20 protein-coding genes and 1 pseudogene are annotated in these 22,492 nt (G+C 29.9%); 18 read left to right on the top strand and 3 right to left on the bottom strand.

The features are described from left to right. Window positions 1-29: 29 nt before the first annotated feature. Together OCV55_RS14110 and OCV55_RS09845 are read right to left on the bottom strand one after the other, a co-directional pair. Window positions 30-89: pseudogene (locus OCV55_RS14110) on the bottom strand (ATP-binding protein); the annotation flags it as partial. A gap of 142 nt (window positions 90-231) precedes the next feature. Next, window positions 232-1,821, bottom strand: coding sequence for a ribonuclease H1 domain-containing protein (locus OCV55_RS09845; RefSeq protein WP_147580504.1), 1,590 nt, complete (start codon window positions 1,819-1,821; stop codon window positions 232-234). 147 nt (window positions 1,822-1,968) lie between these two features. On the opposite strand from OCV55_RS09845, the gene fucO reads away from it, so the two are divergent. The 17 genes from fucO (at window position 1,969) to miaA (ending at window position 20,420) form a co-directional block, all read left to right on the top strand. Further along, window positions 1,969-3,114 (top strand): lactaldehyde reductase, encoded by a 1,146-nt coding sequence (gene fucO, locus OCV55_RS09840; RefSeq protein ID WP_147580503.1) that lies wholly within the window; start codon window positions 1,969-1,971, stop codon window positions 3,112-3,114. A 141-nt stretch (window positions 3,115-3,255) separates the two neighbouring features. Then, a complete protein-coding gene (locus tag OCV55_RS09835) occupies window positions 3,256-4,611 on the top strand; it encodes a sodium-dependent transporter (RefSeq protein WP_032089549.1) in 1,356 nt (451 codons plus the stop codon). A 160-nt stretch (window positions 4,612-4,771) separates the two neighbouring features. Further along, on the top strand, window positions 4,772-5,776 hold the full coding sequence (locus tag OCV55_RS09830; RefSeq protein ID WP_147580502.1) for a helix-turn-helix domain-containing protein: 1,005 nt from the start codon (window positions 4,772-4,774) through the stop codon (window positions 5,774-5,776). Beyond that, on the top strand, window positions 5,776-6,369 hold the full coding sequence (pgsA, locus tag OCV55_RS09825) for a CDP-diacylglycerol--glycerol-3-phosphate 3-phosphatidyltransferase (RefSeq protein ID WP_022000715.1): 594 nt from the start codon (window positions 5,776-5,778) through the stop codon (window positions 6,367-6,369). The genes OCV55_RS09830 and pgsA overlap by 1 nt, the downstream gene beginning before the upstream one ends. After that, on the top strand, window positions 6,369-6,827 hold the full coding sequence (locus tag OCV55_RS09820) for a CinA family protein (RefSeq protein ID WP_032089552.1): 459 nt from the start codon (window positions 6,369-6,371) through the stop codon (window positions 6,825-6,827). Before pgsA ends, OCV55_RS09820 begins: the two co-directional genes overlap by 1 nt. A 48-nt stretch (window positions 6,828-6,875) precedes the next feature. Next, entirely contained in the window at window positions 6,876-7,907 is a 1,032-nt protein-coding gene (gene recA / locus OCV55_RS09815) for a recombinase RecA (protein WP_032089553.1), read from the top strand. A 186-nt stretch (window positions 7,908-8,093) separates the two neighbouring features. Next, on the top strand, window positions 8,094-9,650 hold the full coding sequence (rny, locus tag OCV55_RS09810; protein ID WP_032089554.1) for a ribonuclease Y: 1,557 nt from the start codon (window positions 8,094-8,096) through the stop codon (window positions 9,648-9,650). A 64-nt stretch (window positions 9,651-9,714) separates the two neighbouring features. After that, the gene (locus tag OCV55_RS09805; RefSeq protein WP_032089555.1) at window positions 9,715-10,500 is read left to right on the top strand and encodes a TIGR00282 family metallophosphoesterase; all 786 of its coding nucleotides are present in this window, start codon (window positions 9,715-9,717) and stop codon (window positions 10,498-10,500) included. 59 nt (window positions 10,501-10,559) lie between these two features. Beyond that, a complete protein-coding gene (locus tag OCV55_RS09800) occupies window positions 10,560-10,820 on the top strand; it encodes a stage V sporulation protein S (RefSeq protein ID WP_022000710.1) in 261 nt (86 codons plus the stop codon). Window positions 10,821-10,893: 73 nt separating this feature from the next. Then, complete coding sequence (locus OCV55_RS09795) at window positions 10,894-11,139, top strand: hypothetical protein (protein ID WP_032089556.1); 246 nt, start codon at window positions 10,894-10,896, stop codon at window positions 11,137-11,139. Between the two features lie 90 nt (window positions 11,140-11,229). Beyond that, complete coding sequence (gene miaB, locus OCV55_RS09790) at window positions 11,230-12,672, top strand: tRNA (N6-isopentenyl adenosine(37)-C2)-methylthiotransferase MiaB (RefSeq protein ID WP_119364319.1); 1,443 nt, start codon at window positions 11,230-11,232, stop codon at window positions 12,670-12,672. Further along, window positions 12,656-12,991: a YlbF family regulator gene (locus OCV55_RS09785; protein ID WP_107030555.1), complete on the top strand. Its 336-nt coding sequence runs from the start codon at window positions 12,656-12,658 to the stop codon at window positions 12,989-12,991. The genes miaB and OCV55_RS09785 overlap by 17 nt, the downstream gene beginning before the upstream one ends. A gap of 90 nt (window positions 12,992-13,081) precedes the next feature. Beyond that, window positions 13,082-14,584 carry an IMP dehydrogenase gene (locus OCV55_RS09780; protein ID WP_032089558.1) on the top strand — a complete coding sequence of 501 codons (1,503 nt, stop codon included), beginning with the start codon at window positions 13,082-13,084 and terminating at the stop codon, window positions 14,582-14,584. A 56-nt stretch (window positions 14,585-14,640) separates the two neighbouring features. Next, a complete protein-coding gene (gene cotE, locus OCV55_RS09775) occupies window positions 14,641-15,120 on the top strand; it encodes an outer spore coat protein CotE (RefSeq protein WP_032089559.1) in 480 nt (159 codons plus the stop codon). Window positions 15,121-15,174: 54 nt separating this feature from the next. Then, window positions 15,175-17,682 carry a DNA mismatch repair protein MutS gene (gene mutS, locus OCV55_RS09770; protein WP_119362845.1) on the top strand — a complete coding sequence of 836 codons (2,508 nt, stop codon included), beginning with the start codon at window positions 15,175-15,177 and terminating at the stop codon, window positions 17,680-17,682. Window positions 17,683-17,691: 9 nt separating this feature from the next. Beyond that, on the top strand, window positions 17,692-19,497 hold the full coding sequence (gene mutL, locus OCV55_RS09765) for a DNA mismatch repair endonuclease MutL (RefSeq protein WP_147580501.1): 1,806 nt from the start codon (window positions 17,692-17,694) through the stop codon (window positions 19,495-19,497). Continuing rightward, window positions 19,497-20,420, top strand: coding sequence for a tRNA (adenosine(37)-N6)-dimethylallyltransferase MiaA (gene miaA, locus OCV55_RS09760; protein WP_032089562.1), 924 nt, complete (start codon window positions 19,497-19,499; stop codon window positions 20,418-20,420). Before mutL ends, miaA begins: the two co-directional genes overlap by 1 nt. Here the strand turns inward: miaA and OCV55_RS09755 are convergent. Then, window positions 20,417-21,685 carry a replication-associated recombination protein A gene (locus OCV55_RS09755; RefSeq protein ID WP_147580500.1) on the bottom strand — a complete coding sequence of 423 codons (1,269 nt, stop codon included), beginning with the start codon at window positions 21,683-21,685 and terminating at the stop codon, window positions 20,417-20,419. The genes miaA and OCV55_RS09755 overlap by 4 nt on opposite strands. Before the next feature lie 77 nt (window positions 21,686-21,762). Here OCV55_RS09755 and dtd point away from each other — a divergent pair, with 77 nt between their 5' ends. After that, on the top strand, window positions 21,763-22,212 hold the full coding sequence (gene dtd, locus OCV55_RS09750) for a D-aminoacyl-tRNA deacylase (RefSeq protein ID WP_147580499.1): 450 nt from the start codon (window positions 21,763-21,765) through the stop codon (window positions 22,210-22,212). Window positions 22,213-22,492: the final 280 nt, after the last annotated feature.

Genomic DNA, 22,492 nt, shown 5'->3' with positions numbered 1-22,492 from the left:
GGAATTACTGGTCAGCTACGCTATAATAATCAGTGATGAAGCAATCTGTCCAACAATGCATTCGTCAGCACTGGATCACCAAATACTTCTGGCTATTTAGAAAATGCAATATTGGTTGTATTAAGTTAGTGTATTATAAAAAATTAGCCAATCGTTATTTATCAACAGTCTAAAAGAGAACTATCGGACGTAGTTCTCTTTTGCTTTTAGAAGAATTTAAATGATTACGTATTAACTCATTTTATGAATATACTCAATTAAATCTTGTATTTCTTTTGGATAAGTTAAATGACTATTTAAAACTTTTTTACCTAACTCATAGATTAGCTTGTCTTTTGATTTAGATGAACCAATATGATAAAAGTCTTTTACTTCCTGACTACAAATAAGATTTTCTTGTCTTAATTGATTAATTAAACAAAGTCCTTCAATAGATTTAACACGACTTAAGGCAACATAGAGTTGGCCATTATCAAATGAATAAGGAATAAGATTGACTTGATCATAAGTTTGACCTTGGCTTTTATGCATTGTAATAGCGTAAGCAAGTTTTAAAGGAATTTGATAAAAAGCACCTACTTTTTCTTTAGATAAATGATTATCTTCAATATCTCCTTCTTTTCTTTTAGAAAGTACATAGTTTTCTATGGCCCATTCATGATAACCAAAGGTCACAAGTGTTTTATTTGTATCTAAAATAACAGTAACACTTTCATCTTCTAATTTATAAACTTTTCCAAATGAACCATTTTGATAAAGATTTTGTTCTGTATCGTTAATTAAAACCATCACACGAGCACCAATTTTTAAATGAAGTTCATCTAGAGTAGGTTTATCAGAATTTTTAACATCACCAACAATTCTTGAATGATAGACTTTAGCTTTATAAGGTATTTTGGAAAGTCTATCATGATTGATTTGTTCAGCTTTTCTATTAGTTGCTGTAAGAATAATACCATTTTCAAAAAGAGTCTTTTGACAATGCGTATTAAAATAATGAACACATGAATAATCACCAATACGTGCTTTATTCAGTTCATGAATAAATTCAGGATTCTTTTGTCGTATGACTTGTTTTAATTCAACTGTTTGAAAATTTAAATCTTGCCAGTTTGTTGATTCAAAAGCATAACCTTTATGATAATTTTCATAAATTTCTTTTAATACTTCTAAATCATTATCTGTAGTAACAGGAGGTAGTTGGAAAAAGTCTCCAACAACGACGATTTGTTTACGAGATAATGAGTTTTCTTCTGCTTTCATAATTGTTCTTACAACAAAATCAAATAGATCAATACGACACATACTAATTTCATCAATAACAATAATGTCACTTTCTTTTACCACTTGAGGAACTTTTTTAATATGTTTAACTACTTGAGGCTCTGGAGATACTTGAAAACAACGATGGATAGTAACACCTTGAATATTAATAGCAGCAATACCGGTAGGAGCACAAACAATAACATTTTTATTTTGTTTTTCCATTTCATTAATAAAAAGTTGTAAAACAAAAGATTTACCAGTACCTGCGCCACCTGTTAAAAAAACATTATTTCCAGATAATAATTGTTGATAAGCTTTATATTGATCTTTACTTAATGATATTTTATCTTTATTTTGTTTTCTTTGATTTGTTGTTTCTTGTTTTGAATGTAATGAACTTTTTTGATTATTTTGTTTTAAATAGGCTAAAGCTTCTTTTTTAGAATCAAAGCTTTTGAATTTAGCATCTTTAAAATGATCGATTTCTTTTTGACAATCTTTCCAAGTAGTATAAATACCTGGATGTCTTCCTTTTTTTACAGCATAATATTTCATGATATTCCTCCATGTTTATTATTATGACATATTATAAAAATATTTTAAATAAAACTTGTGAAATGTTACACATAGCCTTATGTGTAACTTGTTTTTATTTTCACATGATACTAAAATATGTGTAGTTAGAAAAGAGGAGATTTAATTATGGCAAACAGATTTGTATTAAATGAAACAAGTTATCATGGAAAAGGAGCAATTGAATCAATTCCTGAAGAAGCAAAAGCAAGAGGATTCAAAAAAGCTTTAGTATGTTCAGATCCAGACTTAGTAAAATTTGGAGTAACATCAAAAGTTACTGATTTATTAGATAAAGCAGGATTAGCTTATGAACTATATTCTAATATCAAACCGAATCCAACAATTGAAAATGTTCAACAAGGTGTTAAAGCATTACATGATGCTGGAGCAGATTATATGATTGCTATTGGTGGTGGTTCATCAATGGATACAGCAAAAGCAGTAGGTATTATTGATAAAAACCCTGAATTTGCTGATGTAAGAAGCCTAGAAGGTGTTGCACCAACTAAAAATCCTTGTACACCAATCTTTGCAGTTCCTACAACAGCTGGTACTGCTGCTGAAGTAACAATCAACTATGTAATCACAGATGTTGAAAAAGATCGTAAAATGGTATGTGTAGACGTACATGATATTCCAGTTGTAGCATTCGTTGACCCAGATATGATGTCATCAATGCCTAAAGGATTAACTGCTGCTACAGGTATGGATGCCTTAACTCATGCTATCGAAGGTTATATTACTAAAGGTGCTTGGGAAATGTCAGATATGTTCCATATCAAAGCTATCGAAATTATTTCTAAATCATTAAGAGGTGCAGTAGAAAATACGCCTGAAGGTAGAGAAGGTATGGCTTTAGGTCAATATGTTGCAGGTATGGGATTCTCTAACGTAGGTTTAGGATTAGTTCACTCAATGGCTCATCCACTTGGAGCTTTATATGATACACCTCATGGTGTTGCTAATGCTATCATCTTACCAACAGTTATGGAATATAATGCACCATATACTGGTGAAAAATATAAAGATATTGCAGAAGCAATGGGTGTAGATACTACTGGTATGTCTCAAGAAGAATATCGTAAAGCAGCTGTAGATGCAGTTAAACAATTATCTAAAGATGTTGGTATTCCAGCTGACTTAAAAGAAATCGTTAAAGAAGAAGATTTACAATTCTTAAGTGAATCTGCTTTAGCTGATGCTTGCTGTCCAGGTAACCCAAGAGATACAAGTGTAGAAGAAATCAAAGAATTATATAAATCATTATTATAATAATAAGACAGTCCTCAATGAGGGCTGTTTTTTTGTTTTAAAATGTAAAAAAAGAAAATTTTGTTATTAATTTCACAATAAAGTTGACTTTTTATGAGGTTTCAATATAATTTTTTTTACATGTTAAAAAGGGGAAATTCGATGGAAAAAAATAAAAAATCAAGTTTTTCAGGCCGTTTAGGATATGTTATGGCGGTTGCTGGTTCGGCTGTTGGATTAGGAAACATTTGGCGTTTTCCATATCTTGCGGCTAAATATGGTGGAGGTACTTTTTTATTTACTTACATTATTTTAGCGTTAACAGTTGGTTTTGCTTTACTTGTAAGTGAAACAGCATTAGGAAGAAAGACCGGAAACAATCCAATCAAAGCATATAAAATCTTAGGAGCAAAAAAATTAAAGATTGGTGGTTGGTTGAATTCAATTATTCCAATGTTGATAGTTCCTTATTACTGTGTTGTTGGTGGTTGGGTATGTAAATACTTATTTGAATATTTAAGAGGATCAAGTCAAATCTTGACACAAGATACCTATTTTTCAAATTTTATTGCTAATCCAATTAGTCCAGCTTTTTGGTTAGTTGTTTTTGCAGTATTAACTTTTATTGTGGTTATTAAAGGTGTAGAAAAAGGAATTGAAAAAGTAAGTAAGATCTTAATGCCTATTTTAGTAGTGATAGCTATTTTTATTTCAATTTATGGTTTAATGACACCAGGGGCTATTGAAGGTTTAAAATATTATATCATTCCTGATTTTTCTAAATTCAGTATTATGACAGTCATTGCTGCGATGGGGCAAATGTTCTATTCTTTATCGATTGGAATGGGAATTTTATTTACTTATGGTTCTTATATGAAAAAAGATGTTGATATGGAAAAAGCAATTTCTCAAGTAGAAATTATGGATACGTTGATTGCTTTTTTAGCGGGGTTAATGATTATTCCTGCAGTCTTTGCATTTTCAGGAAAAGATAGTTTAAATGCTGGAGCGTCTTTAATGTTTATTACAATGCCAAAAGTATTTAATTCACTTCAATTAGGTGGATTTATTGGTGGTGTATTCTTTTTACTTGTCTTATTTGCTGCTTTAACATCAGCTATTTCTTTAATGGAATGTTCAGTCGCAACTTTAATGGAACAATTCCATATTTCTAGAAAAAAAGCAGCTTTAGCAATGATTATTGAAATGTTAGCTTTAGGAATTCCTATTTCACTTGGCTATGGTGTTTTAGGATGGATTCAACCATTAGGAATGACTTTATTAGATTTCTTTGATTTTGTCACAAATTCATGTATGATGCCAATTTCAGCGTTATGTACAGCTTTATTAATTATTTTTGTAACAAAATTAAAAACAATTTCAGATGAAATTAAGATATCATCTGCTTTTAAAAGAGAAAAAGTCTATAATTTTGTGATGAAATATATTTGTATTCCAACATTATTAATTATTTTATTAAGTTATATTTTATCAACATTTGGAATTATTACGTTATAAAAAAGCTTTTTTAAGCTTTTTTTCTTTTTGGACATAAAAAAGACATTTTTTATGTATATAATATATTAGAAATAAAATGAGCTTTTGTATTTGTCAAATAAAACATTTGTGCTATAATTTATTTGTTTAATTATGCCTAAGTGTAAAGGAGGATGTCTTTATGGACAAAATAAGTGAAAAGATAAAAGCAGCCCGCATTGCCAAAGGCGTTACAATAGAGGAAGTCGCAGAAGCAACATTGTTATCTGTTAATATCATTAAAGATATAGAAGACGGTGCTTTTGAACGATTTGTTGGAGACGAGCTATATGTAAAAATGTATCTTAAAAAAATAGCAAGATACTTAGAAATAGATGAGACGATTGCTGATGATTATTATGCAATTACGAGAGAAATTAAAAAGGCTGATTTAAAAGATTTAGAAAATAAAAAAGAAGATATAGGATCTGTTACTTTTGTAGATAAAGTAAAAAATATTCAACCAACTAAAAAACAACCGACAAGAAAGGGAGTTTATGAAGATCACTATATCTTAAGATATGTTAAATATGCAATTGTCATTATTATTGTCATTGCTATTATTATTGTACTTGGATATTCATTTGTCTTTATGAAATCAAATGATTCATCATTTAAAAATAGTAATACATCTAAAACAGAAACAAGTGAAACTTTAAAGAAGAAAACAACAGAAACAGATAAAAAGAAAACAACAAAATCTGATACAACGAAAAAAGATGAACAAACATCTACTGAAATAACTTTTACTAAAAATGCTGATGGTGATTATAGTTTTAAATTACCTGATGGATATGATCAAGAAACTTTTAAATTAAAAGTAGACTTTACATTTGCGACAACTGTTGATCTACATGTTAATGGTGATTCTAACAGTTATCAAACTGATACATTTAAAAAAGGTGTTTATAGTAGTAATCTTGCTAATATTTCAGCATCAGATGCTTTAAAAGATGATTCTGCATGTGAAAGTGTTGAATTAGAATTTAATGTGAATGATTTCCAATATTTGGAATTTTCATATAGTTGGAACTTAGGACATCGTTATTATATTAATGATCAAAAAATTCCATTAGAAGAAAATGATCATTATGGAACAAGCTCTAATGGTAGAGTAAGAACATTTAAATTAACGATGGTCAAATAATGAATTTACCTAATAAATTAACGATTACAAGAATAATCCTCGTTCCAATTCTTATTCTTATTTATATGTTTCCTTATGCAACGTTTGGAATCAATGTACCTATGTATCATATTTTGAATGCTGATATTTCACTTGTTAATATTGTTATCTTTATTATTTTTGCAGTTGCTTCGTTAACTGATTATTTTGATGGACAAATTGCAAGAAAATCTAAATTAATTACGACTTTTGGTAAGTTTGCTGATCCGATTGCAGATAAACTATTAATTAATACGATTTTTCTTTTACTAGCAAGTGATGGAACAATTTCTATCATTATTCCTATTATTATGATTTCTAGGGATACGATTGTAGATGCCATTCGTTTGGTGGCTGCTAATAAACAAGTTGTTATTGCAGCAAAATATTTAGGAAAATTAAAAACTGTGACACAAATGATCAGTGTGATATTCTTATTATTAAATGATTTTCCTTTTTCAATCATTCATTTACCAATTGGTCAAATAAGTGTATGGATTGCTTGCGTGATTTCAATAGTAAGTGGTATTGATTATTTTATGGATAGTAAAGATATGTTAACGGAGTCAATGTAATGAATGAACTTGCTGAATTATTAATAAAAAATAATATTTCTATTGGAACTGTAGAAAGTTTTACAGTAGGAAATTTTGCGACAATGCTAGGAAATATTCCTGGCATTTCTAAGGTTTATAAGGGTTCTTTAGTCACTTATCAAAGTGAAACGAAAGAAAGGCTTTTAGGAATTGAACATCCATTGATTGAAAAGTACGGTGTTGTTTCTAAAGAAATTGCTACTTTAATGTGTGTTAATGGTAAAAGCATTTTAGATGTTGATCTATGTGTTTCTTTTACAGGAAATGCTGGACCGGATGCAATGGAAGGAAAACCAGTAGGAGAAGTCTATATTGGTATTGCTTATGAAGATGTTGTTGTTTATAAATTGAATTTAGAGGGTAGTCGAAAAGAGATTGCTTTAAAGGCAATAGATTTTGCTCAAAAGAAAGTAATTGAAAAAATTTTAAAAAAATAAAAGAAAAAATGAAAAATAAAGCATATATAGGAATAGGAGGTATTATTTATGGCTGGAAAAAAAGAAGTAGAAACAAAAGATGCTAAAAAAGCACAAGCATTGAATGATGCAATCAAACAAATTGAAAAGCAATTTGGAAAAGGTTCTGTTATGAAGCTTGGAGATCGTGCAGCTGTTGATGTGGCTGTTATTCCAACAGGTTCTTTAACACTTGACATGGCTTTAGGAATAGGTGGTTATCCTAAAGGAAGAATTATTGAGATTTATGGTCCAGAATCAAGTGGTAAGACAACACTTACATTACATGCGATTGCTGAAGTGCAAAAACAAGGTGGTACAGCTGCGTTTATTGATGCCGAACATGCCATTGATCCTGTTTATGCTAAAAATCTAGGAGTTAATATTGATGAATTGATTCTTTCACAACCAGATAGTGGTGAACAAGGTTTAGAAATTGCTGAAACACTTGTACGTTCTGGAGCTATTGACTTAGTAGTTGTTGACTCTGTTGCTGCACTTGTTCCTCAAGTGGAATTAGATGGCGAAATGGCTGATCAACAAATGGGATTGCAAGCAAGATTGATGTCTAAAGCTTTACGTAAACTTTCAGGGGTTATGAATAAAACAGATTGTACAATTATTTTCATTAACCAATTACGTGAAAAAATTGGTGTTATGTTTGGAAATCCAGAAACGACTACTGGAGGAAGAGCTTTAAAATTCTATTCTTCTGTGCGAGTAGAAATCAGAAGAAGTGAAGTAATTAAAAATGGTACGGAAATTGTTGGGAATAAAGTCAATATCAAAGTTGTTAAAAATAAAGTGGCACCACCATTTAAATCAACACAAGTCGATATTATTTATGGTAAAGGTATTTCAAGAGATGGTGAAGTCTTGGATTTAGCAGTTGATAAAGATATTGTTGATAAATCCGGTGCTTGGTATGCTTATAAGGGTGAAAAGATTGGACAAGGACGTGAAAATGCAAAACGATATCTTGTTGAACATCCTGATATAATGAATGAAATTACGGAAGCAATTAAAGCTTCATTAATGCCTGTAGAAGAAGAGGAATTGTAAAAATTCCTCTTTTTAACTTGTTATTGTCAAAATAAGCAATTTGACATATAATATACTTGTGCGCAAAACACGTTTAATAAACATAGTAAAGACTATGTAAATATTAATTATTATAACCGAAACAAACGGTGAATGATTGGATAATCAATCATAAAAAATGTGCATAGAGAAAATGGAGGGTGGAATATGCCAGGTTTAAATATTGCCACTATTTTATCCTATGTTCTAGCTGTCGCTGTTGGGGTTCTTATTTATTTTGTATATGCAAAACTAAATATTTCAAAAGCTAATGTAAGTGCTCAAAAGATTATTGATGATGCAACGAGTAAAGCTGATAATCTAGTTAAAGAAGCTATTTTAGATGCTAAAACTCAAGCTTATGAATTAAAATTAGAAGCAGAAAAAGAAATTAAAGAACAAAAACAAGAAATTACTGAACTTGAAAATAATCTTTCAGAACGTGAAAAAGGTATTGAACGAAGAGATATTGCTGTTCAAGGTAAAGAAGACGTTCTTGAACAAAGAATTAAACAATTAGATATTAAAGAAGCTGGAATAGATAAATTAGAGGCTGAATTAAAAGATAAAATTGATTCTAAAGTTGTTGAATTAGAAAAAGTTGCCGCTATGTCAGCAAGAGAAGCTAAGGAAGAATTGTTCAAACAAGTTGAACAACAAATTTCATTAGAAATGTCTGCTTACATAAAAGAACAAGAAGAAGAAGCTAAAAGTAAAGCTGCTGATATGTCTAGAGACATTATTGCCAATGCAATTAATCGATACGCTCAAGAAGAAGTTACTGAAAGAACAGTAACTGTTGTTGATCTTCCAAGTGAAGAAATGAAAGGACGTATCATTGGACGTGAAGGTCGTAATATTAAAGCAATCGAACAAGCAACAGGTGCAGATTTAATTATTGATGATACACCTGAAGCAATTACGATTTCTTGCTTTGATCCAGTAAGAAGAGAAGTTGCTCGTTTATCATTAGAAACTTTAATTAGAGATGGACGTATTCAACCAGGAAGAATCGAAGAAGTTGTTGATAAAACAAGAAAAGAATTAGATGAAGTTATTAGTAAAACTGGAGAAAATGCAATTTTTGAATTAGGTATTTCTCGTATTGATAAAGAAATTGTTAAACAAATTGGTAAATTAAAATATCGTACAAGCTATGGTCAAAATGCGCTTCAACATTCATTAGAAGTTGCACATTTAGCAGGGATTATGGCTGCTGAATTAGGATTAAATCAACAATTAGCTAAACGTGCAGGTCTATTACATGATATTGGTAAAGCAATGGATCATGAAATGGAAGGTAGCCATGTTGAATTAGGTGCAAAATTCGCGAAAAAACATGGAGAACATCCAACTGTTATTAATGCAATTGCTTCACATCATGGGGATGTGCCAGCAACAAGTGTTATTTCTATTTTAGTAGCTGCTGCTGATACATTATCAGCTGCTAGACCAGGAAGTCGAAGTGAAACAATTGAAAATTATATTCAAAGACTTGAAAAACTTGAAGAAATGGCTAAAAGCTTTGATGGTGTCGATCGTGTCTATGCAATTCAAGCAGGACGTGAAATTCGTATCGTTGTAAAACCTGATAAAGTGGATGATCTAGCAAGTCATAAGATTGCACGTGATATTAAGACAAAGATTGAAGAAGAATTAACTTATCCAGGACATATTAAAGTTACTGTTATAAGAGAAATTCGTGCGAGTGAAATTGCAAAATAAAAGGGAAATCAATTCCCTTTTTTTTTATATATGTTAAAATGTCTTTACGAAATGAGGAAAGAAAATGAAAGTTTTATTTATAGGAGATATCGTTGGAAATGTAGGACGACAAATGATAGAAGATTATCTTTATCGTATTCGAAAAGATTATCAAATTGATTTTGTAATCGCAAATGTTGAAAATGCGACACATGGTAAAGGATTAAATAGAAAACATTATGATTTCTTTACTTTTGAAGGTGTTGATTGTATGACAATGGGGAATCATACTTTTGATAAAAAAGAACTTCTTGATTTTATTGATGAAGCTGATCGCCTTGTTGTTCCTTTCAATCAACCAAGTATTTTACCAGGAGTCCATACAAGAGTATTTAATGTTAAAGGTACAAAAATAAGAGTAACCAATGCACTTGGATGTGTCTTTATGGATAACCGTTATTCGAATCCTTTTGATCATATTGATGATTATCTAAACCTTGAACAAGATATTCATATTATTGATATTCATGCAGAAGCAACCAGTGAAAAAATAGGTTTAGCTTATTATTGTAAAGATAAAGTACAAGCGGTCTTAGGAACACATACACATGTACAAACAGCAGATGAAAGAATTATTGATAAAAAAGTAGCATTTATTTCTGATGTAGGAATGACAGGACCTTATTTAAGTTCTTTAGGGTGTGATTTAGATAGTGTGATTACGCGTATGAGAGGTTTAAGTTCAAAATTTTTAATTTCTGAAAATTCAGGACAGTTTGCAGGTGTCGTGATTGAATTTAATGACAAACACCAACCTATCTCTATTGAAAGAGTTTTGATCAATGATGATCACCTATATCGAGCATCTTAGGATGCTTTTTTTGTTATTTTTTTAATGATAATTCATATAGTGAATTAGGAGGCAAAAATATGGAAATAATTAAAGTATCTTCAACATCTGTTCCTAATCACGTTGCAGGAGCAATAGCATCATTAATGAGGGAACAAGATAAACTTATGATTCAAACAATTGGTGCAGCAGCACTTAATCAAGCAATTAAATCAATTGCAATTGCTAGAGGATATATTATACCGACAGGTAAAGAGCTTATCTGTATTCCTTCTTTTCATGATTTAATGGTCGATGATAAAAGGATTACTGCCTTAAGACTTGTAATAGAATTACGTTAATTTTTAGTGAAAAGGGTTTCTTTTTTTAAAAATTCATTGTATAATACTGACATGTAAATGGAGGTTTTTTAAAATGGCAAAATGTAAATTATTAATGCAAACAGGACAAGTTCAAAAAATTATTGATTTCTTTGATGGATATTCAGATGATAAAGTATCATGTAAATATATTAAAAAAGTAGGAATCAAAGCTGAATTTGAATGTGAAACTGAATTATCACCTGAAGAAGCAGCAGGTCATTGTAAAGGAGTATTTAAAGGAACTCCAGAAGGTAAAGTATTATACTTCTCAATTCAACCAGACGGATTCTTTGGATAAGATAAAAATGATAAGGACTGATAAGTCCTTATTTTTTTCTAGCCAAAAGATAACTTTATGTATATAATAGGAAAGAAATGTGGTGAAAAAATGAAAGATTATAGTGAATATTTTAAAGGGCCAAATTTAAAAGAGGCTCAAAAAAGAAGTAGAAAACAAGTTGATCATTTAAAAGATGCTTTTGAAATACCTAGTGATATGGTAAGTGTAGGTAAAGGAAAAACTTATTATATTCATACTTATGGTTGTCAAGCGAATGAACGTGATGGTGAAACATTAGCAGGTATTTTTGAAATGATGGGATATACAGTTGCTAAAGAAATCGAAGAGGCAGATGTCATTTTATTAAATACTTGTGCTATTAGAGAAAATGCAGAAGAAAAAGTATTTGGGAAAGTAGGTTATGTTAAAAACTTAAAGAAGAAAAAACCAAATCTTATTTTTGGTTTATGCGGTTGTATGGCACAAGAAGAAGTTGTTATTAAAAGAATATTAGAAAAACACCCACATATAGACTTAATCTTTGGAACACATAATATTCATCGTTTACCAACTTTATTAAAAGAAGCAATGTTTAGTAAAGAAATGGTTGTAGAAGTATGGTCTAAAGAAGGGGATGTTATTGAAAATACGCCTGTTACACGTGCTAATGGACATAAAGCATGGGTCAATATCATGTATGGATGTAATAAATTCTGTACGTATTGTATTGTGCCTTATACAAGAGGAAAAGAACGTTCTCGATTAATGGATGATATTATTGAAGAAGTTAAAGGATTAAAAGCAGATGGGTATCAAGAAATCACTTTACTTGGACAAAATGTCAATAGTTATGGAAAAGATTTAGAAGAAGACTATGATTTTGCGACTCTTTTAGAAGAAGTTGCTAAAACTGGAATTGCACGTATTCGTTTTACAACAAGTCATCCATGGGACTTCTCTAGAGAAATGATTGAAATCATTAATCAATATGATAACATCATGCCTTATATCCATTTACCAGTACAATCAGGAAATACAGAAATCTTGAAATTAATGGGTAGAAGATATACAAGAGAACAATATTTAGAACTTTTCCACATGATTAAAGAAGTGATGCCAGATTGTTCAATTACAACAGATATTATTGTTGGTTTCCCAAATGAAACAGAAGAACAATTCCAAGATACACTTTCTTTATATGAAGAATGTGAATACGATTTAGCCTATACATTTATCTATTCTCCTCGTGAAGGAACACCTGCTGCTAAAATGCAAGACAATGTGCCATTTGAACAAAAACAAGACCGTTTAGAAAGATTAAATGAAGTTGTTAAAGAAAAAGCTTTAAAACAAAATCAACGTTTCTTAAATCAAGTTGTGGATGTTTTAGTAGATGGTCCATCTAAACGTGATGAAACAATGATGACAGGATATACTGCACATCAAAAATTGATCAACTTCAAAGGGCGTAAAGAAGATATTGGTAAAATTGTGCCTGTAAAAGTCACAGAAGTAAAAACTTGGGCTTTAAAAGGTGAACAAGTTGACTAGAATTGAAGAGCTTGCTAGAAAATTAAATCAAGAAATTTTAGCTTTAGAAGTTGTTCAAGAATATCAAAAGTATGAAAAACTTGTTTTAAATGATGAAAAACTTAAACAATTAGAAAAAGAATTAAAAGTATTACAAAAAAAGATTGTCAATCAAAAAGCAAAACAGGATGATCGAGTTACAAAAACAATTCAAGAATATCAAGAAAAAAAAGCATATTATGAAAATCATCCATTAGTTGTTAATTATTTATATTTACAAAATGAAGTGAATGAAATCTTACAAACAATCAATCAACAAATGAATAATGCTTTAAAGTAGGGAAACCTACTTTTTCTTTTTATTATTGACTTATTTAAATTTGGGGATTATAATTTTTCAAAAATATAGAAAGAATAAGGAGATAAAAAAATGGCATTTTACTTTGAAGAACCATCGCGTACTTTTAATGAATATTTATTAGTTCCAGGATACTCATCAGCTGAGTGTCGTGCTGAAAACGTAAGTTTAAAAACACCATTAGTTAAATTTAAAAAAGGTGAAGAACCTGCATTATCACTAAATGTTCCATTAGTTTCAGCAATTATGCAAGCTGTATCTGATGACAATATGGCAATTGCCTTAGCTAAAGAAGGTGGAGTTTCATTTATTTATGGATCTCAATCAATCGAAAGCCAAGCAGCTATGGTAAGACGTGTTAAAAATTATAAAGCTGGATTCGTTCCAAGTGATTCAAACTTATCACCTGAATCAACTTTAAAAGATGTTTTAGATTTAAAAGAAAAAACTGGACATTCAACAATGGCAGTTACAGCAGATGGAACTGCTAACGGTAAATTATTAGGAGTTGTTACTGGAAGAGATTATCGTATTTCTCGTTTATCAATGGATACAAAAGTTGAAACTTTTATGACACCATATGATAAACTAATTTGTGCAGATTTAGGAACATCTCTTAAAGAATGTAATGATATGATTTGGGATAACAAATTAAATTCATTACCTGTAGTAGATGCTGAACAAAGATTACATTATTTCGTATTTAGAAAAGACTATGAAAATAGAAAAAATAATCCAAATGAATTATTAGATGAAAATAAACGTTACATTGTTGGTGCTGGAATCAACACACGTGACTATGCTACACGTGTTCCTGCATTAGTAGAAGCTGGTGCTGATGTTTTATGTATCGATTCATCTGAAGGATTCTCAGAATGGCAAAAATTAACAATCGATTGGATTAGAGAAAATTATGGTGATACTGTTAAAGTAGGTGCCGGTAACGTTGTTGATGCAGAAGGATTTAGATTCTTAGCTGAATGTGGTGCTGATTTCGTTAAAATTGGTATCGGTGGAGGATCAATTTGTATCACTCGTGAACAAAAAGGTATTGGTCGTGGACAAGCTACAGCAACAATCGAAGTAGCTAAAGCAAGAGATGAATACTTTAAAGAAACAGGAATTTATGTACCAATTTGTTCAGATGGTGGTATCGTTCATGATTATCATATGACATTAGCCTTAGCGATGGGTTCTGATTTTATTATGCTAGGTAGATATTTCTCAAGATTTGATGAATCTCCTACAAATAAAGTTCAAATTAATGGACAATATATGAAAGAATATTGGGGTGAAGGTTCTGCTCGTGCTCGTAACTGGCAACGTTATGATATGGGTGGAGATGCTAAACTTTCTTTTGAAGAAGGCGTAGATTCTTATGTACCATATGCTGGAAGTTTAAAAGATAACGTTGGTTTATCATTATCAAAAATTAAACATACAATGTGTAACTGTGGTGCTTTAACAATCCCTGAATTACAACAAAAAGCTAAAATCACTTTAGTATCAGCTACTTCAATTGTTGAAGGTGGCGCACATGATGTTGTGTTAAAAGACGCTAAAGAACAAAAATAAGACTTCGTTGAAGTCTTTTTTTTATTTTTAGACATATTGTTATATGGGGTGACAAAATGGCTGGTAAAGTGTATGAAATCATGACCAAGGCAACTTTATCAAAAGGAACGAAAAAAACGATTTCTAAATATGATTATGTTGTTAATGAGATTGATAAAATACTAGGATGTTGGATTTGTAATCATCAATATCAAGGAATCATTAGGGAGCATCAACCATTTATAGAAGGAAGTTTTGATTTGCATATTTGGTATAGTCATTTAAATGAAAGTTATTTATTAAAACAACAAGTGCATTACCAAGATGCTATTGATTTAAATATGAAAGATCATCAACTCAGTCAAAATGATCAAATTATTGTTGAAAGTCAATACTTACCTCGATGTATCCATGCAACCTTAGAAAATAAAACAATGCACATCGAAATAGAAAAACAAATGTCTTTAAAAATCATTGGTAATACAACAATTCTTGTAGAAAGTAAAACAAATGATGAAGAACTTGAAATGAAAATTAATCCCGATTTCATAACATAGAAAGATGTTTCTTTCTATGTTATAATAATCAACGAATTAGAATGAGGTGTAAAAATGAAACAAAAATACAGTCCAATGATGATGCAATATTTAGGTATCAAGGAACAAAATAAAGATGCTATTGTGATGTTTAGATTAGGGGATTTTTATGAAATGTTCTTTGATGATGCGATGATTGTTTCTAAAGAACTAGAACTTGCTTTAACAGGGAAAAATGCCGGCGCTAAAGAAAGAGTTCCAATGTGTGGGGTTCCTTTTCATAGTGCGAGTGGATATATTCAAAAATTAGTAGATAATGGACATAAAGTCGCGATTGTTGAACAATTAACAGATCCTGGAAAAAAAGGTATTGTTGAACGTGGTGTTGTTCAAATTGTCACACCAGGTACTATTTTTGATGAATCGATGACAAAGAATAAAAATAATTATATCGCGTGTATGATGATTTTTGATTTTGTTTATACGCTTGCTTTTTGTGATATTACAACAGGTGAATTTCAAGTCATCAATATTGATAAAAAGGATCATCTTTTAAATAATCAATTAGCTTCGATGGAAGTTAAAGAAATTGTTGTTAAAAGTGATTGTACATATAACTTTAATGATTCAATTATGGTATCTCATTATGATAATGAAACATTTAATGAAAAATATCGAGATATTTTTCATAATATAAAAGATTTAAAAGAAATCAAAGTATCTACTTTATTACTAAATTATTTAATTGAAACACAAAAAAGAGACTTGGAACATCTTCAAATGATTGAAGAAATCAATAATCAAGATTTTATGACAATGGATCTTTATACTAAAAAATCATTAGAATTAACTGAAAATTCTAAAGATCATGAAAAATATGGTTCCTTATTTTGGTTATTAGATATGACAAAATCAGCAATGGGAGCAAGACTTTTAAAAAATTATATTGATAGACCACTTTTAAAAAAAGAAGCCATTGAAGAAAGATTAGATATTGTTGAAATCTTTACTCAACAATTTATTCAAAGAGAAAGTATTAAAGAAATATTAAAAGAAATCTATGACTTAGAAAGACTATCAAGTCGTATTGCTTTTGGAAACATTAATGCAAGAGATTTAAAATGGATTGCTTCTTCTTTAAAAGTCTTACCAGAATTAAAACAACAACTTTATTCATTCAATGAACCTTTAACAGATCAATTAGCCAATCAAATCATTGATCTATCACATATTACAAAACTCATTGATGATGCTATTATTGATAATCCTCCTCTTACGATTAAAGAAGGAAATATTATCAAAGATCATTTTAATGAAGAATTAGATGAATTACGTTATTTAAGAGATCATGGAAAACAATGGTTAGTTGATTTTGAACAAAAAGAAAGAGAAAAAACAGGTATTAAAAACTTAAAAGTTGGGTATAATCGTGTCTTTGGTTATTATATTGAAGTTACAAAAGGAAGTTTAGATCTTGTTAAAGATGAATTCGAATATACAAGAAAACAAAGTTTATCGAATGCAGAAAGATTTATTACGCCTGAATTAAAAGATATGGAAAGTAAGATTTTATCGGCACAAGATAAAATTCAAAAATTAGAATATGTTTTATTTACTCAAGTTAGAAATGAAATCAAAAAAGAAGTCCATTTGATTCAAGATGTTTCGAAAATTATCGCGCGTGTAGATGTTTATCAATCTCTTGCAATGTTAGCAAGTGAAAATAGTTATGTAAGACCTGTCTTTAATGATCAAAAAATCATGGATATTAAAGAAGGTAGACATGGTGTCATTGAAAAAGTCATGGGGCATGGTAAATATGTACCTAACGATGTTTCAATTGATGAAAATTCACCAGTTGTCTTAATTACAGGGCCAAATATGGGTGGTAAATCGACTTATATGAGACAAGTAGCTTTAATTGTTATTATGGCACAAATTGGTTCGTTTGTTCCTGCTAAATATGCGAATCTTACAATCTTTGATCAAATCTTTACGCGTATTGGAGCAAGTGATGATTTAATTAGTGGTCAATCAACTTTCATGGTAGAAATGTTAGAAGCGAATAATGCTTTACGTTTTGCTAGTGAAAAATCGTTGATTTTATTTGATGAAATTGGTCGAGGAACAGCAACTTTTGATGGAATGGCTATTGCCCAGGCAATGATTGAATATATTGCCAGTGAAATTCATTGTATGACATTATTTTCAACCCACTACCATGAACTTACATTTTTAGAAGATAAAGGTCTTGGTATCCAAAATGTTCATGCCAGTGCTAGAGTAGATAATGATCATTTAGTATTTGAATATTTAATTAAAAAAGGACGTTCTAATAAATCTTATGGGGTCAATGTGGCTAAACTTGCTAAATTACCAGATGAAGTAATCAATCGTGCTAATTTAGTATTAGAAACACTTGAAGAAAATAACGTAGAAGATTGTTTAATTGAAGAAAAACAAGTTCAAGTTATTGAAAAAGAAAGTGAAGTTGAAAAATATTTAAAGACAATTGATCCAATGGCTTTATCACCATTAGATGCTTTGTCAACTTTAATCGAATTAAAGAAATTAGTAAAGTAGAGGTGGCCTATGAAAATAAAACAACTTGATGATATTTTAGCAAATAAAATAGCAGCTGGTGAAGTCATTGAAAGACCAGCAAATGTTGTCAAAGAATTAGTTGAAAATAGTATTGATGCCTCTTCTTCTAAAATAGATATTATTATAGAAGAAGGAGGAATGAATTTAATTCAAATTATTGATGATGGATCAGGAATGGATAAAGAAGATGCATGTCTTTGTTTTTCAAGACATGCAACAAGTAAAATCTATAATGATCAAGATTTATTTTGTATTCAAACATTAGGCTTTAGAGGCGAAGCTATTCCTTCCATTGCTTCTATTTCTCGTTTTGTTTTAAAAACCAGTGATGGAAGTCAAGGATCAACAGTAATTTATGAATTTGGTAAATTTATTGAACAAAAACAAAGTGATCTTAATAGAGGAACAAATATTTCTGTTTCAAAGCTTTTTCAAAATGTACCAGCAAGATTAAAATATGTAAAATCTGTCAATGCTGAATTTGCACATATACAAAATTATGTAGAAAGACTTTCTTTATCTCATCCAGATATTGCTTTTACTTTAATACATAATGATAAGATGACTTATAAAACAAATGGAAATGGAAATTTATTAGAAGTTATTCATCAGATTTATGGGTTATCTGTGGTTAAAAATATGTTGAATTTAAAAGCTGGAAATGATGAATTTCAAATAGAAGGTTTTATTGGCAAAATTGAAGTGAATAGGGCAAGTAAGAATCATATTGTTACGATGGTCAATCATCGTATTGTTAAAAATCAAGTAGCAATCGATGCTATTAATCAAGCATATCGTAAATATTTAGCAGATAATCGTTATCCTATTGCAGTCATCAATATTGAAATTGATCCTTATTTAGTGGATGTCAATGTTCATCCAAGCAAGTTAGAAGTTAAGTTTTCTAAAGAATACGAATTAAAACAATTAATTTTTGATGCGGTATCTAAAACTTTAGAAAATGTAAATTTAACCTATCAAGTTAAAGAAGAAAGACCAATCTTTAAACCACAACTAGATCAAATGGATCTAGATATTGATTTTAGACAAGAAATTCCTACAAAGGTTCAAGAAAAACCACAAGCTTCATTTATTCAAGAAAAAAAACAACCACTATTTGTACATGAAGAAAAAAATGAATATATAACAGAACCTGTAGAAAAGCTTGTTGAAGAACCTATCCAACTTGAAAAAGTTGAAGTGTCTTTAAAAGAAATGAAAAAGAAAATATTTGTAAAAGCACAAATTCATGGAACTTATATTGTAGGTGAAGATGATAGTGGAATGTATTTGATAGATCAACATGCTGCACAAGAAAGAATCAATTATGAATATTTTCTGGAAAAATATAGTCATCCAGATATGACAATGAGAGATTTATTAGTACCTATTACAGTTGAATATCCTTTAAGTGAATGTATGATGATTGAAGAAAGAAAAGACTTATTAAAAGAAGTTGGCATTGATTTAGAGCCTTTTGGTAATGGTTTTATTATTAAACAACTGCCAATGTGGATGAATCAAATTAATGAACATTTATTTATTGAAGATATGATTCAACAAATATTAAAAGATAATAAAATTGATTTACTTTCTTTACAAGAACATGCTATAGCAACATTAAGTTGCAAAGCATCTTTAAAAGGAAATAGTCATCTATCAATTGAGTCAATGCAAACAATTGTTGATAATTTAATGCGTTGTGATAATCCTTATGTTTGTCCACATGGAAGACCAACGATTATTCATTATTCAGCATATGAATTAGAAAAATTGTTTAAGAGGGTCGTATAATGGAAAAAGTAATTGTTGTAATTGGACCAACAAGTGTTGGTAAAACAAAAATGGGAGTAGCTCTTGCTAAAAAGTTCAATGGAGAAGTTATTAGTGGAGACTCTATGCAAATTTATAAACAGATGGATATAGGAACTGCTAAAGTCACAGAAGAAGAAAAAGAAGGTATTATTCATCATTGTGTAGACATTTTAAATCCTGATGAAACATACAGTGTTCATGATTTTCAACAAACAGTAAGAAAAAAGATAACAGAAATTACCCAAAGAGGACATGTTCCAATAATTGTTGGAGGAACAGGCTTATATATAAAAGCAGCATTATATGATTATCAATTTGATGAAATGGAAAATGATCATCATGCAATAAATGAAAAATATAAAGATTATACAAATGAACAATTACATGATCATTTAAAATCAATCGATGAAGAAAGTGCAAAAATATTGCATTTCAATAACCGTCGACGTGTTTTAAGAGCTATTGAAATCTATGAAACAACAGGTAAAAGAAAAAGTGAAATGTTAGAAGAACAAGAGCATATTTGTTTATATGATGCTTATTTTGTGGGATTAACGCTTCCTAGAGATGTTTTATATGAAAGAATTAACAAACGTGTTGATGTGATGATGGAAAATGGTTTAAAAGAAGAAATGGAGCGTCTTTATAGTCAAGGACTTACAAGAAATCATCAAAGTATGAAAGCGATTGGTTATAAAGAATGGTTTGATTATTATGATCATCAAATTGATTTAAATGATGTTTTAGAGTTAATAAAAAAACATTCAAGACAATACGCTAAAAGACAGTATACTTGGTTTAAAAACCAATTTGATGTTCATTGGTATGATGTGAATTTAGAAAACTTTGAACAAACCATTGAACAAGTAACAGATGATATAGAAAAAATCCTAAAAGTTTAGGATTTTTTTGTATGATTTAATTTTTTAATATTACTTGTACGACCATGTTTTAAAATACGTCGATAATTTTCAGCTAAAGCTTTTTCATATTGACTTGTCATCCAAGGTACATAGAATTGATTATTTGCGATTTGATCAGGTAAATATTGAATATATTCCCATAACTCAGGACGATCATAATTATATTTTTCATCCTCTTCTAGACCAACAGGTGTTAATCTTAAATATTCAGGTGCAGGCAAAGATTGTTGTCTTAAAGAAGCTAAGGCAGCATCAATAGCTGCTTCTGATGATTTAGATTTAGGTGAAAGACATAAATCAATAATAGCACTTGCAATAGGAATTCTTGCCTCAGGAAATCCTACTGTTCTGGCAGCTTGAAAAGCAGCAACAGTACGCATACAAGCATTTGGATTAGCAAGTCCAACATCTTCATATGCACAAACAAGAACACGTCTTTCTAAAGATTCAATATCATTATATTCTATCAACTTTGCAAAATAATACATAGCTCCATTAGGATCGCTTCCACGAATAGATTTTTGTAAACCACTTAAAGTATCATAATATTGATCTTCATCTTTATCAAATTGACCATTGGCTTGTGTTAAAGCATTTTTAGCATCTTCAATAGTAATATGATTATCATGAGAGATAATTGTACATACTTCTAAACAATTATATGCAAAACGAATATCTCCTGATGAAAGACGAGCAATATGTTGCAAGACTTCTTCATCACATTGATATTGATGATGATAGCCCTTTTCGCTATCTAAAGCGTGATGTAAACCTTGAATAATATCTTCTTGAGTTAAAGGCTTAACTTCAATGATTTGACATCTTGAACGAATGGCAGGATTGATTGAATGATAAGGATTAGCTGTTGTACATCCAACAATAATCAATAGACCACTTTCTACATAAGGAAGTAAATTATCTTGTTTCATTTTATTCATACGATGAATTTCATCGATAATGACAAAAAGACCATTGGATAATTTAGCTTCTTCAATAATCAAATCCATTTCTTTTTTATTTCCTGTAGATGCATTAAAAGTACGACAAGGCATATTTAAATCATGAACCAAAGCCATTGCAAGAGTTGTTTTACCACAACCTGGTGGGCCATATAAAATAACAGACATTGGATGATTCTTTTCTACAAATTTAGTAAATAAACCATTTTTACCTATAATATGTTTTTGTCCTAATATATCTAAAAGAGATTGAGGTCTCATATTATAAGCTAAAGTTCCACTCATAAAAAAATCTTCCTCCTTAATACAAAATGAATTATAATGATTATAACACTTTTATAAAAAGAAAGGTAGAAATGAATATGAGATTAGTTGTACAAAGAGTAAGTGAAGCAAGCGTGGAAATTGAAGGAAAAATAAATGGACAAATCAAACAAGGATTTATGGTATTAGTAGGTATTACGAATGATGATAATGAAGAAATTGTTGATAAGATGGTTAATAAGCTTATCAATTTAAGAATTTTTGAAGATGAAAATGAAAAATTGAATTTATCATTGATGGATATCAAAGGAGAAATTCTTTCTATTTCACAATTTACTTTATATGCAAATTGTAAAAAAGGAAGGAGACCTAGTTTTTTAGATGCTGCTAAACCAGAAATATCAAAACCATTATATAAATATTTTAATAAAGCATTAGAAAATGCAGGGGTCCATACAGAAACAGGAATCTTTGGAGCGATGATGAAAGTCTCACTGATCAATGATGGACCAACAACGATCATCCTGGACAGCAAAGAAATCATATAGTCATAAGGCAAAGAAACGTTCTGTAAAGATCGTTTCTTTTAATCATGACAAAAAAAATACAGATAAAAAAACGTTGATATAAAGGCAGAAAAAGAGTGAAAAAGAGAAAAAAATAAAAAAAGGACAAGAAAAAGCTTTACAAAAGGGAGAGAGGATGGTAATATAAATGGGCACTCGACGAGAGAGTTAAGTGAGAGGACATTGAAAACTGAACAGGAAAGAATAAAACACAACGTCAATTAAGTTTAAGAAATAAAAAAGAGCTAAACAGACCAAAGTT

It is taken from the genome of [Clostridium] ammoniilyticum, assembly GCF_025566905.1.
GTDB classification, from domain to species: Bacteria; Bacillota_I; Bacilli_A; order Erysipelotrichales; family Coprobacillaceae; genus Faecalibacillus; species Faecalibacillus intestinalis.
This window is presented reverse-complemented; position numbering and strand designations above follow the sequence as displayed.

What these genes read in the sequence shown, in the direction of transcription:
- OCV55_RS09800 (WP_022000710.1), top strand. Translation starts at nt 10,560, where the DNA reads ATGGAAATAATTAAAGTATCTTCAACATCTGTTCCTAATCACGTTGCA.
- mutL (WP_147580501.1), top strand. Translation starts at nt 17,692, where the DNA reads ATGAAAATAAAACAACTTGATGATATTTTAGCAAATAAAATAGCAGCT.
- OCV55_RS09830 (WP_147580502.1), top strand. Translation starts at nt 4,772, where the DNA reads ATGGACAAAATAAGTGAAAAGATAAAAGCAGCCCGCATTGCCAAAGGC.
- rny (WP_032089554.1), top strand. Translation starts at nt 8,094, where the DNA reads ATGCCAGGTTTAAATATTGCCACTATTTTATCCTATGTTCTAGCTGTC.
- OCV55_RS09795 (WP_032089556.1), top strand. Translation starts at nt 10,894, where the DNA reads ATGGCAAAATGTAAATTATTAATGCAAACAGGACAAGTTCAAAAAATT.
- recA (WP_032089553.1), top strand. Translation starts at nt 6,876, where the DNA reads ATGGCTGGAAAAAAAGAAGTAGAAACAAAAGATGCTAAAAAAGCACAA.
- dtd (WP_147580499.1), top strand. Translation starts at nt 21,763, where the DNA reads ATGAGATTAGTTGTACAAAGAGTAAGTGAAGCAAGCGTGGAAATTGAA.
- OCV55_RS09805 (WP_032089555.1), top strand. Translation starts at nt 9,715, where the DNA reads ATGAAAGTTTTATTTATAGGAGATATCGTTGGAAATGTAGGACGACAA.
- OCV55_RS09755 (WP_147580500.1), bottom strand. Translation starts at nt 21,685, where the DNA reads ATGAGTGGAACTTTAGCTTATAATATGAGACCTCAATCTCTTTTAGAT.
- miaA (WP_032089562.1), top strand. Translation starts at nt 19,497, where the DNA reads ATGGAAAAAGTAATTGTTGTAATTGGACCAACAAGTGTTGGTAAAACA.
- OCV55_RS09780 (WP_032089558.1), top strand. Translation starts at nt 13,082, where the DNA reads ATGGCATTTTACTTTGAAGAACCATCGCGTACTTTTAATGAATATTTA.
- miaB (WP_119364319.1), top strand. Translation starts at nt 11,230, where the DNA reads ATGAAAGATTATAGTGAATATTTTAAAGGGCCAAATTTAAAAGAGGCT.
- pgsA (WP_022000715.1), top strand. Translation starts at nt 5,776, where the DNA reads ATGAATTTACCTAATAAATTAACGATTACAAGAATAATCCTCGTTCCA.
- OCV55_RS09845 (WP_147580504.1), bottom strand. Translation starts at nt 1,821, where the DNA reads ATGAAATATTATGCTGTAAAAAAAGGAAGACATCCAGGTATTTATACT.
- cotE (WP_032089559.1), top strand. Translation starts at nt 14,641, where the DNA reads ATGGCTGGTAAAGTGTATGAAATCATGACCAAGGCAACTTTATCAAAA.
- OCV55_RS09835 (WP_032089549.1), top strand. Translation starts at nt 3,256, where the DNA reads ATGGAAAAAAATAAAAAATCAAGTTTTTCAGGCCGTTTAGGATATGTT.
- fucO (WP_147580503.1), top strand. Translation starts at nt 1,969, where the DNA reads ATGGCAAACAGATTTGTATTAAATGAAACAAGTTATCATGGAAAAGGA.
- mutS (WP_119362845.1), top strand. Translation starts at nt 15,175, where the DNA reads ATGAAACAAAAATACAGTCCAATGATGATGCAATATTTAGGTATCAAG.
- OCV55_RS09820 (WP_032089552.1), top strand. Translation starts at nt 6,369, where the DNA reads ATGAATGAACTTGCTGAATTATTAATAAAAAATAATATTTCTATTGGA.